At 62.0% G+C, this 16,317-nt stretch carries 11 protein-coding genes; 8 read left to right on the forward strand and 3 right to left on the reverse strand.

All coding sequences use genetic code 11. The features are described from left to right. Positions 1-107: 107 nt before the first annotated feature. The gene (locus AAF563_06830) at positions 108-1,502 is read right to left on the reverse strand and encodes a short-chain fatty acyl-CoA regulator family protein (GenBank protein ID MEM7120971.1); all 1,395 of its coding nucleotides are present in this window, start codon (positions 1,500-1,502) and stop codon (positions 108-110) included. Positions 1,503-1,753: 251 nt separating this feature from the next. On the opposite strand from AAF563_06830, the gene AAF563_06835 reads away from it, so the two are divergent. From AAF563_06835 to AAF563_06860, 6 genes are all read left to right on the forward strand, one after another. Continuing rightward, positions 1,754-3,106 carry a substrate-binding protein gene (locus AAF563_06835; protein MEM7120972.1) on the forward strand — a complete coding sequence of 451 codons (1,353 nt, stop codon included), beginning with the start codon at positions 1,754-1,756 and terminating at the stop codon, positions 3,104-3,106. A 269-nt stretch (positions 3,107-3,375) separates the two neighbouring features. Beyond that, positions 3,376-4,407, forward strand: a complete 1,032-nt coding sequence (locus AAF563_06840; protein MEM7120973.1) for a branched-chain amino acid ABC transporter permease — start codon at positions 3,376-3,378, stop codon at positions 4,405-4,407. A 3-nt stretch (positions 4,408-4,410) separates the two neighbouring features. After that, positions 4,411-5,619 carry a branched-chain amino acid ABC transporter permease gene (locus AAF563_06845; protein ID MEM7120974.1) on the forward strand — a complete coding sequence of 403 codons (1,209 nt, stop codon included), beginning with the start codon at positions 4,411-4,413 and terminating at the stop codon, positions 5,617-5,619. A 9-nt stretch (positions 5,620-5,628) separates the two neighbouring features. Continuing rightward, positions 5,629-6,384: an ABC transporter ATP-binding protein gene (locus AAF563_06850; protein MEM7120975.1), complete on the forward strand. Its 756-nt coding sequence runs from the start codon at positions 5,629-5,631 to the stop codon at positions 6,382-6,384. Continuing rightward, positions 6,381-7,169: an ABC transporter ATP-binding protein gene (locus AAF563_06855; protein MEM7120976.1), complete on the forward strand. Its 789-nt coding sequence runs from the start codon at positions 6,381-6,383 to the stop codon at positions 7,167-7,169. The genes AAF563_06850 and AAF563_06855 overlap by 4 nt, the downstream gene beginning before the upstream one ends. A 29-nt stretch (positions 7,170-7,198) precedes the next feature. Then, a complete protein-coding gene (locus AAF563_06860; GenBank protein MEM7120977.1) occupies positions 7,199-7,864 on the forward strand; it encodes a hypothetical protein in 666 nt (221 codons plus the stop codon). A 91-nt stretch (positions 7,865-7,955) separates the two neighbouring features. On the opposite strand, the gene AAF563_06865 is transcribed toward AAF563_06860, so the two are convergent. Continuing rightward, positions 7,956-9,176 carry a Xaa-Pro peptidase family protein gene (locus tag AAF563_06865; protein ID MEM7120978.1) on the reverse strand — a complete coding sequence of 407 codons (1,221 nt, stop codon included), beginning with the start codon at positions 9,174-9,176 and terminating at the stop codon, positions 7,956-7,958. Between the two features lie 327 nt (positions 9,177-9,503). On the opposite strand from AAF563_06865, the gene AAF563_06870 reads away from it, so the two are divergent. Beyond that, complete coding sequence (locus AAF563_06870) at positions 9,504-10,622, forward strand: LuxR C-terminal-related transcriptional regulator (protein MEM7120979.1); 1,119 nt, start codon at positions 9,504-9,506, stop codon at positions 10,620-10,622. 88 nt (positions 10,623-10,710) lie between these two features. Here the strand turns inward: AAF563_06870 and AAF563_06875 are convergent, their stop codons facing one another. Beyond that, positions 10,711-13,164, reverse strand: a complete 2,454-nt coding sequence (locus AAF563_06875; GenBank protein MEM7120980.1) for an FAD-dependent oxidoreductase — start codon at positions 13,162-13,164, stop codon at positions 10,711-10,713. Positions 13,165-13,485: 321 nt separating this feature from the next. Here AAF563_06875 and AAF563_06880 point away from each other — a divergent pair, with 321 nt between their 5' ends. Next, positions 13,486-16,314, forward strand: a complete 2,829-nt coding sequence (locus AAF563_06880; GenBank protein MEM7120981.1) for a peroxidase family protein — start codon at positions 13,486-13,488, stop codon at positions 16,312-16,314. The last annotated feature ends 3 nt before the right edge of the window (positions 16,315-16,317 follow it).

Raw genomic sequence — 16,317 nt, forward strand, 5'->3', positions numbered from 1 at the left:
CTCGAATGCTCCCCTTATCGACGCCCGTCTAACGCGAGCATTGCATTCAATTAGATGGGAAATTTGGCGCTATCGCAATTCCCAACTTCAAGGTCACCCAGGCAAGGTCACTCGGCCAGGGGGTCCTCGACCCGGTGGAGGCAGGATATCCGCGGGCACAGCCGGCATGTCGGGCCGACCTCCTCGACGATCGCCGACGGCTCGGGCTGGTAGACCGTATAGCCTGCCTCTTCCTCTTTCATCGCCACCATGTCCGTCACGTAGTGCCGTGGCTTGCCGAAACCGCTCGGACCTTTGTGACGGGCCCGGGCGACAAAGACGAAACGTTCACCTGAAGGAAACAGCACGCGCTGTCGGATGACGGCCTCGGGAGATTGCTGCGCGCCGTAGAGAACCCAGAGCGGGCAGGCGGCAGCATATCGGGGGACAGCGAGTCCGCGCAGCCCCAGGTTCTCGATAATCGTGCCGGCGGCGTTGGCGCGCAGATATCCGAAACGCGGCACCTTCTCAGCACCTGGCAGCGCCGTCAGGCGGCGACACACGGCCTCGAACCCGGATGAAAACTGCGCGGCCAGCACCTCGATGTCGTAACGCGCTGCGGCGGCCCGTTCGGCGAAGAGCTCCATTGGCATCGCGATCGCCCCGGCGCCATAGCTCAGCAACGCGCGCCGCGCGCGGCCGCGCGCGGCCGCCGTCTTGATTTCCGGCTGATCGTCGATCAAAGCGTCGGCGAGATCACCCAAATGCTCTGCCGACAACGCCTGGGCTTCCTCCTGGCGGGCGTCCGGGTGGGGTTCGCCCAACGAGAGTGTCAGGCGACGCGTCGCCTCTTCAATCTCGCGAAAGCAATTGTCTCTCGCCCTGAAGAGGGATTCCACCTCGTCCGCCGGAGTCAGAACCTCGCCCGCCTGGTCGGACCGCTCGAGATAGGCCGCCAACGCCTCGCCGACCTCCGACAGCATGCCGACTTCGTCATGCACGATCTGACTGAACCGAAGGCGCTGATCCTGGGAGAGATCGGGATACTCCGACAGAATCTCCGTCGTCGAACGCGCAGCGGCGATTCGCGTCAGCATGCGGTGCAGGATCTCACCCAAGTAAGGGTCGTTGGACAGGCGATCGGAAAGGATCTGAACACGGGCTTGCGCCTCGCGCTCGGCACGGGCCAAGGCCCCCAGCCCCCGGGCCCAGCCGGGGAATCGGCCGATCAATTCGTTTGTTCGCTCGCTCTCGACACCTTGCCCGCGCAGCAAGGGATGGTGGGCAAGTCCGACCAACGTCTCGCTTAGACGTCGCTCCGAGGCGTCCTCCAGCTCATCCAGCGGCAGTTCCAAGGCCTGCGCAGTACGGCGCAACAGCGTGCCGGCGATCCGCCGCTTGTTCCATTCGATCAGGTTCAGATAGCTGGGCGAGATTCCGATCCGCCGCGCCAAGTCGGCCTGGGTCACACCAAGCTCGCGCCGTCTTTGGCGTATCCGCGCACCAAGGATGGATTGTGGCACCGAGAAATCCTCTTTGGTTTCCGAAGCTTGTCGACCGATTGTCAATAATTTGCAAATCAACAAATTTCTCTGCAAATTAGTTTACAAAAAAACCTAGCAATAACAAATAGTTGTTGATGATTTGACAGAAGCTGTCAGCGTGGTCGGGCGAGGAGGAACCAACTCCCAGGGCCGGAACCGACATCGTTGATGTCAGCAGCAACCGTCTGCTCTCGGACCGGCTTTTCGGAAACGCTCAATGGAGGCTTCATATGGGCAAACCCTTCACCAGCCGCCGCGGCCTTTTGAAAGGCAGTGCAGCAGCAGGCGTGGCCTTGGCCGCACCGACCATCTTTACCCGACGCGCAAGCGCCGCGGATTTCACCAATGAACCGACCGGCAGCACGGTCACCTTCGGTTTCAACGTCCCGCAATCGGGCGTGTATGCCGACGAGGGCGCGGACCAGTTGCGCGCCTATGAGCTCGCTGTCGAGCACCTGAACGGCACCGGCGCCGACAACGGTATGCTGGAGACGTTCAGTTCCAAAGCCCTGACCAGTCAGGGTGTCCTGGGCAAAAAGGTCGAGTTCGTCACCGGCGACACCCAGACCAAGAGTGATGCCGCCCGCGCATCCGCCCGGTCGATGATCGAAAAAGACGGCGCGCTCATGATCACCGGCGGCTCATCGTCTGGTGTGGCCGTCGCCGTCCAGGCGCTGTGTCAGGAAGCCGGCGTTGTCTTCATGGCCGGCCTGACCCACGCCAACGACACCACGGGCAAGGATCGGCGCCGCAACGGTTTCCGCCACTTCTTCAATTCCTACATGTCCGGCGCCGCTCTGGCTCCTGTGCTGGCGAACGCCTACGGCAACGACCGCCGCGCCTATTACCTGACGGCGGACTACAACTGGGGTTACACGACCGAACAGGCGATTTCGGAAGCGACCGAGGGCGTTGGTTGGGAGACCGTCAACAAGGTGCTGACGCCGCTCGGCGCCGGCGACTTCTCGTCCTATATCGCGCCGGTTCTGCAGTCGGGCGCCGACACGCTGGTGCTGGTGCACTACGGCGGTGACATGGTGAACTCGCTGACCAACGCGGTGCAGTTCGGCTTGCGCGATGCCCAGGTCGACGGCCGTGACTTCCAGATCGTCGTGCCGCTCTACTCCCGCCTGATGGCGCGTGGTGCCGGTGAGAACGTGAAGGGCATCTTCGGCTCGACGAACTGGCATTGGTCGCTGACCGACGAAGGCTCGCAGGCTTTCTCGCGGTCGTTCGGCACAAAGTACGGGTTCCCGCCCAGCCAGGCCGCGCACACCGCCTATTGCCAGACGATCCTCTACGCCGACGCGGTCGAACGCGCGGGCACCTTCAATCCCTGCGGCGTGGTCGAGGCGCTCGAAGACTTCGAGTTCGACGGCCTGGGCAACGGCCGCACGCTCTATCGCGGTGACGACCACCAGTGCTTCAAGGACGTGTTGGTCGTGCGCGGTAAGGAGAACCCGGATAGCGAGTTCGACCTTTTGGAGATCGTCGAGGTTACGCCGGTCGACCAGGTCACGTATCCGCATGACCACCCGCAGTTCGCCGGTGGCGATCTCGGCGCCTGCAACCCAGGCTCCTAGAGCGGATCATGGTTAGGTGGAAGCGTTTGACAGCTCCACCTAACCATTTGAATCCGCTCGCTATTTGTGAGTAGAGCAGATTCACTTGCCTTGACGGAATCGCGAAGCGATCCCATCAAAACAGGTTCTGCTCTAAACGGCGAGTACGCCGGTTGGGAGTCGGTCTTACGGGCTCCACGGGACGGGCGCTAACGTCCTGATCCGGTAGTAGACGACATCATTGCCGCCGCCCCGCGCCCGGGCGGCGGATCCTTCTGGGGGGAAGGACGATGGACGCGATCATCCTGCAGGTTCTCAACGGGCTGGATAAGGGCAGCGCATACACGCTGATCGCGCTCGGCCTGACACTGATCTTCGGAACACTCGGCGTCGTGAATTTTGCCCACGGCGCGCTGTTCATGCTGGGCGCGTTCTGCGCCGTCACGCTGAACAGGCTGCTCACGCTCTCGATGGAAGTCGTCGACGAGACGCGCACGGACTTCCTTGGCAACCCACTCGTTGTCAATGTGCCTTATGTCGAGGAATGGTTCGGGACCCAGTTCGGCGGGGCGATCATCGACTGGTCGGTCCCACTCGCGCTCCTGCTTGCCATTCCGGTCATGGCATTGGTGGGCCTCGCCATGGAACGCGGCCTTATCAAGCATTTCTACAAGCGACCGCACGCCGAACAGATTCTGGTGACCTTCGGTCTCGCCATCGTGCTTCAGCAGATCGTGAAGTACTTTTATGGCGCGAACCCGATCGCGACGCCGGCACCGGATGCTTTCCAAGGATCGTTCGACTTCGGCGTCCTGATCGGCTTTGAACCCTTCACCATCATCTATCCCTACTGGCGGCTTGTTTACTTCTGTTTCGCCGCCGTCGTCATCACAGGGGTCTTTGCCTTCCTGCGCTACACGACCTTCGGCATGGTGGTGCGTGCCGGCATGGTCGACCGCGAGACGGTCGGGCTTCTCGGCATCAATATCGGGCGGCGCTTCACCTTCATGTTCGCGCTGGCCGCCATCGTCGCCGGCGTGGCCGGCGTCATGTACACGCCCATCGTCGCGCCCAACTACAACATGGGCATGAACTTCCTGGTGCTCAGCTTCGTCGTTGTCGTCGTCGGCGGCATGGGAAGCTTGCCTGGCGCTGTGGCGGCGGGCTTTCTGCTCGGCATTCTGGAGAGCTTCGCCTCCATGTCCGCCGTGATCGACCTCATCCCGGGGATCAACCAGGTGATCATCTATCTGGTGGCGATCATCGTCCTGCTTGTCCGCCCACGCGGATTGTTGGGCAAAAAAGGCGTGATGGAGGACTGACGCATGCTTGGACTAAGTCGACGAGACATTACGCTCTTCCTGATTGTCCTGGCGCTGGTCGTCCTGGCGCCCTTTATCCTCAACCCGTTTCCGGAGACGTCAGGGCTGGCGCGCTTCAACGCCGGCTATCCGGATCTGATGCAGCGCTTCGTCATCTTTGGCATCTTCGCCATGGGCTTCAACATCCTGTTTGGTTTGACTGGCTATCTATCGTTCGGTCACGCGGCCTTCTTGGGTGTCGGGTCCTATGCCGGTGTGTGGATGATGAAACTCCTGACGGTGAACGTGGTGCCGGCGATCCTGGCGTCCGTCATCGTGGCCGGGCTCTTCTCGCTGGTCATCGGCTATATCTGTCTCAGACGCTCGGGCATCTATTTCTCCATCCTGACACTGGCGTTCGCGCAAATGTCCTTCGCGCTGGCCTATTCGGTGCTGACGCCGATCACCGCCGGCGAAACCGGCCTTCAGCTGTCGCTTGCCGATCCGCGCATTCTCGAGGGCGCCGCCGAGGGCGGCACCATCCCGGCCGCGAACTTCTTCGGCATTGAGATGCGCTCCGGCGTCGAGTGGGGCGTGGGCGACTGGCTCTTCACCTTCAACTTCGGGTACTACCTCTGCGCCCTATTCATGCTGTTGGCCTTCTATGTCTCGATCCGGATCTTCCGGTCCCCCTTCGGCACGATGCTGAAGGCAGTCAAGGCGAACCAGCGGCGCATGAACTACACCGGCCTCAACCCCAGGCCCTACACACTGGCCGCCTTTGTCATCTCCGGCATGTATGCCGGCCTTGCGGGCGGGCTCATGGCGGCCGTCGATCCACTGGCCGGCGCTGACCGCATGTATTGGCTTGCATCCGGCGAGGTCGTTTTGATGACCATTCTCGGTGGCGCGGGCACGCTGGTCGGACCACTGCTTGGCGCCGGCGTCATCAAGTACTTCGAGAACATCTTCTCGCGCCTCAACGAAGCCGGCCTGAATGACCTCTTCAGTTTCCTGCCGGACTGGTTGCAGCAAGCGATTGTCTCCGTGGCACAGATGTTCGTCGGTGACGGCTGGTTGCTGACGCTGGGTGCGATCTTCATGGCCGTGGTGATCTTCCTTCCAGGCGGCATCGTCGAAGGCGGTCAGCACTTCTCACGCTGGCTTAGGCGTAAGAAACGAACCAAAGAGGACGTGACAGAGCCGGCCCCCGCAGGGCCCCCGGCGCAGTGAGGGCATGTCATGGGAATTCTTGAGGTCAAACACATCAACAAGAACTTCGGCGGACTGAAGGCGCTGAACGACGTCAATCTCGACGTCGAGGAAGGCACGGTACACGCCATCATCGGCCCGAACGGCGCGGGCAAGTCGACTCTGCTGAACACCTTTGTCGGGCGTCTTGAACCGGATACGGGCGAGGTGAATTTCGACGGTCGGTCCTTGCTGAACCGCCACCCGTACGAGATCAACCAGATGGGTGTGTGCCGCGTTTTCCAGACGCCCGAGATCTTCGATCACCTTTCGCTTCTGGAAAACGTGATGATTCCCACATTCGCCAAACGCGACGGTGCTTTCGTGCTGAATGCCTGGCGGCGGATGGATCACAACGAAGATGTCATCGCCAGCGCCGAACACGTTCTGGACGATGTCGGCCTCGCCGATCAGCGCCACAGCACCGCCGATTCACTGTCGCGCGGCGACAAGCGCCGACTGGAACTGGCCATGTGTCTGGTTCAGGAGCCGCGCCTTCTGCTGCTCGACGAACCGACGGCCGGTATGTCCCGCGCCGACACCAACAACACGATCGACCTGTTGAAGCGCATTGGCGAGCGCGGCATCACCAAGATCGTCATCGAGCACGACATGCATGTTGTCTTCTCGCTCGCGAAGAGGATCTCCGTTATGTCGCAGGGCACCGTGATCGTCGAGGGCTCGCCTGACGAGATCAAGGGCGATCCGAAGGTCCAGGAAGCCTACCTTGGAGGAGCACACCTATGAGCGACGATACGTTGCTGAATGTCGACGTGAGCGGCGGCAAGGTACCGGGTGTCGCGCCGGTAAGAGGCAAGGGCGGCGCGCCTGCCTTCTTCTCGGCCTGGGACCTGCATGCCTATTATGGCGAAAGCTATATCGTCCAAGGCGTCAGCTTCGATATTCGCGAAGGCGAGATCGTCGCGCTGCTCGGCCGCAACGGCGCCGGCAAAACGTCGACCATGCGCACGATCGCCCGCGCCGACAGCCCGGCGCTGATGCATGGTGAAATTTGGCTCGACCACAAGCCGGTCCACGAGATGAAGAGTCACGAGGCCGCGCAAATCGGCATCGGTCTGGTGCCGGAGGACAGGCGCATCATTCAGGGCCTCACCGTTGAAGAGAACCTGAAGTTAGCCCGCATCGCGCCGCCTCACGGATGGTCGATCGAACGTATCTACGATCTCTTCCCCAGGCTGGGCGAGCGTCGGACGCAGGAAGGCACGACGCTCTCGGGCGGCGAACAGCAGATGTTGGCGATCGGGCGCACCCTGGCGCGCGACATCAAGCTGCTTCTGCTGGACGAACCCTATGAAGGGCTGGCCCCGGTCATCGTTCAGGAAATCGAACGCACGCTCGAAGAGATCAAGGATCTGGGCATCACCACGATCATCGTCGAACAGAACGCCATTGCGGCGCTCCACCTGGCTGATCGGGCCATCATTCTGGACATGGGTCACATCGTTTTCGACGGAATCTCGCAGGAGGTCCTCGATAACGCGGATCTGCGCCAACAGTATCTGGCGATCTGATCGGATCGCGATCGCTGGGGACTGGCATCATGAGTGAAGATCAGGGCACAACCCACCCCACCTTGGCGCTCAACACCAAGGTAGAGGAGGACTTCATAGCGCCGCTCACGGCGTTACGCGGGTCGTTGGAGATCCTGCGTGACTTTCCTGATCTTGCCCCCGATGAGCGTCTGCGTTTTCTGGACACGGCCCTGCGCGGCTGTTCGCGGCTGGAGCAGGCGGTCAAGGAACTCGGCGAGTCGGTCTATGCCGCCGGTCACAAGGCCCATGCGACCGCCGAAGAGAATGTCACGCCCGAGGCGTACAAGTCCTATGCCGAGCGCATCAAGATCCCGACCGACAGCGACATGATCGAGATCGACTTCAGCGATTTCGCGTTCAGCAGCAATCAGATCGTCAATCAGTTCTACGATGTCCTCGACGAGCTGATCGAGTCGACCGGGCGGAAGTGGTACTTCATCGTCAATTACCGTAACTGTCGGGTCTGGCCGGAGGCCTGGGTCGCATTCGCCCATCGCGGCAAAAAGGTCAACGTCACCCGCTCGCTCGGTACGGTGCGCTACACCGAACCGGATCCATCGGACGAGGGGTCCGGCGCCTCGGCACAGCCCGACGGGTTCGATCCCGACATGTTCCCGTCGCGAGAGCTGGCGCTGGCGCGGCTGGAGGAGATGAAGCAGGCGGCATCGGGTTGAGTCGACGCAGCAAGCGGCCCTCGCGAGATAAGAGCCGGCCAGCCTCGCCCTAAAGAAAAGGGTGAGCTGGCGTGGCCCTCACCGGCGGAAATCAGCCCCAGCGCTTGCTTTCGCAGCCGTCGGTCAGGATTTCCGCACCGGTTTCCCTTACCAGAATATTCTCCTCAAAGTTCGACGCACCGACGCGCGGCTTGCTGATCACCGCCTCCACAGCAAGCGTCATGTTCGGCTCGACGACGGTCGTCTCGTCTTCGGTTATCCAGGGTCCGTCGATGCCGAGGCCGAGGGCGTGGCCGAAGCAGGGAAAGAGCTGGCTGAACATGTTGGTTTCGTCGCCGGTCGTCTTGTGGTTGGCGAAACCGTTGTCGTCCAGCCAGCGCGAGCCACGTTTGTAGAGATCGCCGAATGTTGTCTGGCCAGGCTGAATTCCATCGATGATGTGATGAATAAGCGCGACGTTGCCGTCCAGAAGCTCGCGCTGGCCGTCGTTCGGTTTGCCACCAACGACCGTCGAACGGGCGAAGTCCGTGTAGTAGCCGTCGACGGGACCCCACTGATCGATATGAACGAGGTCGCCCGTCTCTAGCGGACGCGTCACGTTCCAATGCGGCATGCCGGAACTGCCCATGTAGCGGATCGAATTGGGCCCGCTCGCGATCGCGATATCCTGTTGCGTGCCGCCATTCGCAGCCAGCACCCTGAGGCCCGCACCCACGGCATCGCCTTCGGTGTTGCCCTCGACGACCGCACCCATCGTTGCGTCCATCCATTTGACCCCGACACCCGCCGACCAGCGCATCTGCGCGATTTCGGCCGGGCTCTTGATCAGCCGCAGCCGATCGAGAATGTTGTCCGCGTCGATGAACTCGATCTTCTGTCCGGCGCGGCTTTCCATGCGCTTTTGCGCGCTGACCAGGAACGACATCATGCCCACCATGCCCAACCGCTTGTCCAGAAGCCCTGTGTCGCGCAGAACGTCGGCCACACCGGCGGCAAGGTCGATGGACAGGCGCACATCCGTGACCTTTATCCTGTCCTCGGGATCATCAAGATAATCGGTGATCAGGATGGCCTCACCGTCCACCGGCAGGATCAGGGCGCCGTGACCACGGCTCGACCAGGTGGCACGGTCGGGCACGCAAGGGAACAGCGAGAGAAAGTTGGTGAGATAGTAGAGATCGCCATAGGCCTCCACGGAGTGGCCGCTGCGCGACCAGACAACAAGGGCGTCTAGCCCCATCTCCTTAGCCAGATCCTGCGCGCGACGGCGGCGATCGGCGAACTCACTATCAGAGATTTTTGGGGCGGGCATGTCTATGTCTCCTGCTGCTGGCGTGTTGGAAGAAAAAGGTGATCAATAGGCAATGTGGCGAAGCCGGCGAGAGAGAGCGTCTTTTTCGTCGGCCAAGAGTGTCTAACAGATCGTCCCGTGACGGACATGGTCGATTGTGTCGCTTCGGCGTGCTTCCGGCGCGTGGTCACCGTCGTGGTGAGGCATAGGCTCTCCTCGGTTGGACCAAATCCCAAGAAGAACGATCGGGACGGCGAAACTCAATGGTGACAACTGTCATTCCGTTGTTCGTCGATCTCCCTGCGGCACCGACTTTGCACTGGGATTTCAGACGGTTATGCTGTTTTCGTGGATCGCGCAAAACACATTACGGAAGGTCGGCAACAACCCTCCTCGGACGGCTATCGGGAGCTTGTCACAGGCCTTGCATCGGTTCTCGAACGGGTCGGCGGGGACGGTTTCTATGACAGCCTTGCAGAAGGCGTAGCTCAGTTCTTCGGCTGCAACCGGTGGCTGGTGATCCGCTATGCCCGCTACGCGAAGCCGAAATTCCTTGTCAATCGCTCGATGACGGAGCAGGCCGTCGCGAGTTATCTGAAGACCTTTTACCGGATTGACCCGCTGCTTCGCATGGTCCGGCGCGGAACGTCGGAAGCGGTCATTACCTTCGATGAGTTACGCCAGAACGCTCAGGACACATTGTTCCATGATGAGATGTTCAACACCGCGCGCATACGCGATGAACTGGTGTTCCTGTTGCCGGCCATTGGCGGTGTGAGCATCGCGCTTTGTCTCGACCGGGGCGAGCGCGGTTTTTCCTCAGCGGATACAGCACAAGCGCGTGATATCCACGCGACCCTGGACCAGCTCCACCGGCTTCATGTGAACCAAAGCCTGCGTGCGAGTACGGGCTATACCCTTGAGCAGTCGGATGCGGCCATGATGATCCTTGATGCGGGGGGACATATCCTGTTCCGCACGGCTGACTGGATCACGAACATCACGCCTGAAAGCGAGGCGGACTTCGTGTCGGCGGCCGGCAGGTCGGCACAAGGTTCGCGCCGGATCGCGCCGGAGTTCATCCTGCATTGGGAGACGCTTGCGCCGTCGAACGCGATCGCGCCCGGTGGCACATGCGTGGTGTTCGAGCACGTGTCGCCCGGCTACATGTACCTGCCGGCCGAGGACTGGCGGGCCCAGTTCGCCATTAGCCATGATCTGACCCAGCGCGAAGTCGACATCGTGTCACGGCTGTTGACCGGCGAGCCCACGGCCCGCATCGCCGACGCACTCAGCATCAGCGCCGGCACGGTTCGCAACCACAAGCACCGGCTCTATTCCAAGCTCGACATTACGTCCGAGCGGGAGCTCTTCTGCATGATCTTCGATGATCTCGTTCGCCGACAGATGGATGTGAGGCAGAACGTCCAGGCCACATCTCCCGGCGCGGCACCGCGACCAGTCTGACCAGGCCGTCGACCACTTGGTCAGAACCGGTTCCAGCCCACTCCCTTCTCAAAAGCCGGTTTTGCGATAAGAGCGCCGGCGGCAGGTCTCAGCAGCGTATCCGGGCGTTCTTGGGATCGTACATCGGCGTCAGCGAGGCGCGCGCGTCATAGACGCGGTCGGCCTGCTCGATGCGATAACTGCCGGCATCGACGTAGTCCGCCGTGACGCCATCCTCGCAGCTGAGAAAGCCCATCGCCGCGCATCCGCCCAGCGTGTGGGCGTAACCCGACGACAGCGTATAGCCGGCCCGCTCGCCATCGCGCAGGATCGGTTCGTTGTGGGTCAGCATGGGCTCGGGGTCGTCGAGCAGGAACTGCACCAGACGCCGCCGCGGCACCCCGGCGTCGCGCTGCTCGAGCAGCGCCTCGCGGCCGATGAAACCGCCGGGCTTATCCCAGGCGCAGGTGAAGGCGAGACCGGCATCGATCAGTGAATCCAGCGGCCCGATGTCGTGGGCCCATTCGCGATACGCCTTTTCGATGCGCAAGCTGTTGAGCGTGTGATAGCCGCAGTGCTTCAGCCCGTGCGCGACGCCCGCCTCGACCAAACGGTCATAGACCGGCAACGCCATCTCCGTCGGCACGTAGAGCTCCCAGCCGAGTTCGCCGGTATAGGAGATGCGGATCGCCATGGCGTTCTGGTAGCCGATTTCGACCTGCTGCATGGTGGCGAAGGGAAACGCCTCGTTCGAGTAGTCGGCGCTAGAGATCTCGGACAGCAGGGCGCGCGCGTTGGGACCCTGCACGTTCAGCATGGCATAAGCGCCGGTGACGTCGGTGATCACGCAGAATGCGTCGTCGCCGATGTTCTCGTGGATCCAGGCCTTCACATGGGTCGCCGTGAACGCCGCCGTCACCACCATGAACGTGTCGTCGGCAAGCCGCGTGATGGTGAGGTCAGCCTCGACACCGCCGCGCGCGTTCAGGAACTGGGTGTAGGCCACATTGCCCACGGGCATCGCCATGTCGGCGGTGGCGACCCGGTTCAGCACGGTTTCCGCATCGCGGCCCTGGACCAGGATCTTGGCAAACGACGACTGTTCGAAGACACCGACCGCCTCGCGCACGGCGCGGTGCTCTTCGGCATTGTTGTCGAACCAGTTCTGGCGGCCGAAATCATAGTCATAGACCGGCTCCTGCCCCTCACGCGCGAACCAGTTCGGCCGCTCCCAGCCGGCCCCGGCGCCGAAACAGGCGCCGGCCGCTGCCATGCGGTCGTGCAGGATGGAGCGTTTGACGTCGCGCCCGGTCTCCCACTGCCGGTTCGGCCAGTGCATCTGGTAGGCGATGCCAAGCGATTCGACGATGCGATCGACGACGAAGGATTTGTTGTTGTCGGACGGCAGGACGCGGCGGACGTCGACATCCCAGATGTCGTAGGGCTGCACGCCGTCGTTGATCCAATGCGACATCACGTAACCTGCGCCGCCGCCCGACAGGATGCCGAGCGAGTTGAAGCCGCAGGCGACGTAGAGGTTGTCGATGTAAGGCGCGCGGCCCATCAGATAATTGTGGTCCGGCGTGAACGATTCGGGGCCGCAGAAGAACTGGCGGATGCCGGTCTCAAACAGGATCGGCAAACGCTGCATGCCGCGCTCGATATGCGACTCCATGCGCTCCCAATCGGGCTGGATCTCGTCGAAACAGAAACTCTCGGGAATACCGTCAACGCCCCAGGGCGCGGCGTCAGGCTCGAAGATGCCGAGCATGATTTTGCCCGCCTCCTCGCGCGCGTAGATGCTGCGTCCGGGATCGCGCAGGATTGGCAGCATGTTGTGCAGGCCCTCGATCGGCTCGGAAATCAGGTAATAGTGCTCGGCCGCCTGCAAGGGCAGATCGATACCGGCCATCAGCCCGACCTCGCGGCCCCACATCCCCGGACACAACACGACGACCTCGGCGCGCACGTCACCCTTCTCGGTGTTGACGCCGACCGCGCGGCCGTTCTCCTTGATCAGGCCCGTGACCCTCGTGTCCTCGAAGATACGCACGCCGCGCTGACGCGCGCCCTTGGCCAGCGCTTGGGCGACGTCGGCGGGGTTGACCCGGCCATCCTCCGGGAACCAGAAGCCGCACACGAGATCGTCGACCTGGGCGAGCGGAAACTTCTCCTTGATCTCCGCCGGCGAGATCTCGTGGTTCTCGACATCAAACGTCCGCGCCATCGCGCAGCCGCGCCGCATCTCCTCGGCCTTATCCTCGGTCATGGCAAGTTGGATTGAGCCGCAGCGGATGAAACCGGTCGCCTGCTCGGTTTCGGCCTCCAGCTCGCTATAGAGTTTCAGCGAGTACTGCGCCAGACGGGTCTGCGCCTCGGTATCGCGAAGGGTCGTGACCAAACCGGCGGCATGCCAGGTGGTGCCACTGCTCACCTGCTTGCGCTCAAGCAGAACGACGTCCTCCCAGCCAAGCTTGGCCAGGTGATAGGCCACCGAGCAGCCTATGACACCACCGCCGACAATGACCGCGCGAGCGTTGGATGGAATCGCGTCTGTATTCATGAATGCCTCTCTATGCGCCGCCGGACCGTCGCCCGATCAATTTCTGGGTCGTCGATCCTTACCCGATGCCCCCGTCCCGGCAAGAGGCGGCGTCAGGGGCCGATCGGAGAGGTGGGACATCCCGTGACGTCCCGCCTGTCCAACTCAGCTGAGGTGGGTAGAAAACCCGTCTGCCAAGACTTCCGTTCCAAGTGTCGAATTTCGGCCAACAAGAACGTCTGGAAGAGATGCAGTTCCATTCACGATGAAACGGAGGTACGATTTTCGTTACTTGGGGAATTACCTGTCAGTTATCGGTCGAGCGCCCTTGTGGTGGGTCCGATGCAGAACAGTACGCAGTGGGAACATTTCCACGGTGGCTCGGCTGAGGCTGAGCGCGCCAGCTTCGAAAAGCTTGCAGAGGACATCATGCGTGTCCAGGTCAAGCTTAAGAAAAAGAGCTCGGCGTTAAGCATAGATCGAACGTTTCACGCCAAGCCCATCCTGGCGGTCACCAACGCTCGTTTCCTCGTCGCTGATAATCTTCCAGAAGACCTGCAGCAGGGTTTCATGCGTCCAGGTGCCGCGTACCCGGCGACCGTCCGTCTGTCCAACGCGAGCGGCATTCACCAGGCTGATAAGAGCCGTGATCTTCGTGGTATGGCCGTGCGCGTCGTGGTCTCCGACGATGAGATTCATGACCTCCTGATGACCAACTTTCCGGTGTCGCACGCCCGCGACGCCGATCAGTTTGTTGCCTTCGCCAACGCCGTGGCGGGTAATCGAGTGGCCGGTATCATCAAGTTGATGGCGGCGGTCGGGCCCGGCGAAACCGTGCGCATGTTCCGTAACGTGCTGGCCGGCGCCAGGCGCAAAGTTCTGAGCCTCGCGCTGGAGAGCTTCTGGAGCCGCGGCGCCATGTTGTGGGGCAGCGCCGGCCCAGTGCGCTATTTCGTTCGTCCCGCACGCGGTGCCGCATCGGCGGTGACAGCGCCCGGCGACGATCCCAATTTCCTCAGCCGCGAGTTTGCCGAGCGTCTCGCCGGTGACGATGTGGACTACGAGTTCTGTATCCAGCGGTACGTCGACGAGAAGAAGACCCCAGTTGAGGATGCCGCCGGTGAGTGGAAGTTGAGCGACTCACCGGCGATCGTCGTTGCTACACTGGTCATCCCGCGCCAGGACACGCGCTCGGCCGAAGCAGCGGAGACCGTGCGCGCCGTTGAGCAGATCAACTTCAATCCGTGGCACACGACCGATGACTTCAGACCGCTCGGCCATATCAACCGCGCTCGCAAGGCGGTTTACCAGGCAAGCGCGGCGCATCGAGGCGGCCTGCGTTTCCACGAGGATCCGCCGCTGCGCAACCGCATCGCCACGCGCGTAACGTCTGCGATCTTCAAGCTGATCAACCGGCGCTGGGAGTGGCACAGACTGCCGGTGATGATGGCGTTGCTGAACCTGTCGCTGCTCCGCCACGAACTGCGTCAGAAAAACCTAATCGATACCGCGCCGCGCGAGGCGCCACCGCAAGCCGATCCCTCGCCACCAGGCGCGGTTCCCGAAGAGGTCCGTACGCGCCGGATGTTCGACGGCAGTCACAATGATCAATCCGCGCCACGGATGGGCGCTGTCGGCGCCACCTTCGGCCGCAACATCAAGGCGGCCTATCTGCCTGACCTGATCGACGAGCCCAACCCGGTAACCGTCAGTCAGACACTGCTGCGCCGCGAGAACTTCGTCCCGGCGACAACCCTGAACGTGTTGGCTGCCGCCTGGATCCAGTTCCAGGTCCACGACTGGGTACAGCACAAACGCCACCGTCTGGGCGAAAACGATATACGGGTCTCCCTACCTGACGGCATGACCTGGCAGAACGTCAAGGATGGACCGTGGGAATCCGAAATGCGCATTGCCGGCGACGACGCGCTTGCCGAAGCCGACCCCGCCGCGGGACGCGATGCGCCGGTGTTCACCAACATGGTGTCCCACTGGTGGGATGCCTCGGAGGTCTACGGCACAGACGACAAACTGATACAGACGCTGCGCGAGGGTCCCAAGCTTCGCCTGGATGACGGTTATCTACCTCTCGACGCCAACAGCTTCGAGCTGACCGGCTTCAATCAAGCGTGGTGGCTGGGTCTGAGCGCCCTCCACACCCTGTTTGCACGCGAGCACAACGCCATCTGCGATGCGCTGCGGGACGAGTATCCCTATTGGAGCGACGACAGGGTTTTCAACACGGCGCGTCTCGTCGTCGCGGCCCTGATCGCAAAGATCCACACCGTCGAGTGGACGCCGGCGATCCTCGCCACCGAGGTGATCGACATCGGCCTCAAGTCGAATTGGTACGGCGCGCCGAAGGATCCGTTAACCCAGTTTGGCCTGTGGCTCACGGATGTTCATGCGCTGAAGGGGATCCCCGAAACCCAGCCCGACCACCACACCGCGCCCTATTCGCTGACAGAGGACTTCACGACCGTCTACCGCATGCATCCGCTGCTACCCGACGACTATCGCTTCTACAATCGAACCGATGGGTCGTTCGTCGAAGCCGGCAGCTTCGATGACATACAGGGGGCGAAGACTGACGACGTCCTGCGCCGCCTCGAACTCGGCAATGTCATCTACTCCCTGGGCATTGCGCATCCTGGTGCAATCACGCTGCACAACTATCCCCGCGCGCTGCAGAACTTTGTGCGCGAGAACGGCGAGACGGTCGACTTGTCCGTCGTCGATATCATGCGGGAGAGAACACGCGGCATTCCGCGCTACAACGCGTTCCGTGAGGGCCTACACAAGCCGCGCATCAAACGATGGGAAGACATCACCGCAGACGGCGAGTCGGTGCGCCAGCTGCGCGATGTCTATAAGTCGATCGACCACGTCGATGCCATGGTCGGCCTGTTGGCGGAAAACCCGCCGTCCGGGTTTGGCTTCAGCGACACCGCGTTCCGGATCTTCATTCTGATGGCGACGCGGCGTCTGCAGAGCGACCGCTTTCTGAACGTCGACTTCCGGCCTGAAATCTATTCACCGCTCGGCATCGCTTGGGTGCTGGAGAATGGGATGACCAGCATCATCCTGCGCAATTTTCCCGAGTTGGCGTCGGTCGTGCCGAGCGACCAAAGCGCCTTTGCGCCATGGCGCGCGTTACCGTCCGAGCGATAAGGA

This window comes from Pseudomonadota bacterium, assembly GCA_039028155.1.
Lineage (GTDB): Bacteria > Pseudomonadota > Alphaproteobacteria > SP197 > SP197 > JANQGO01.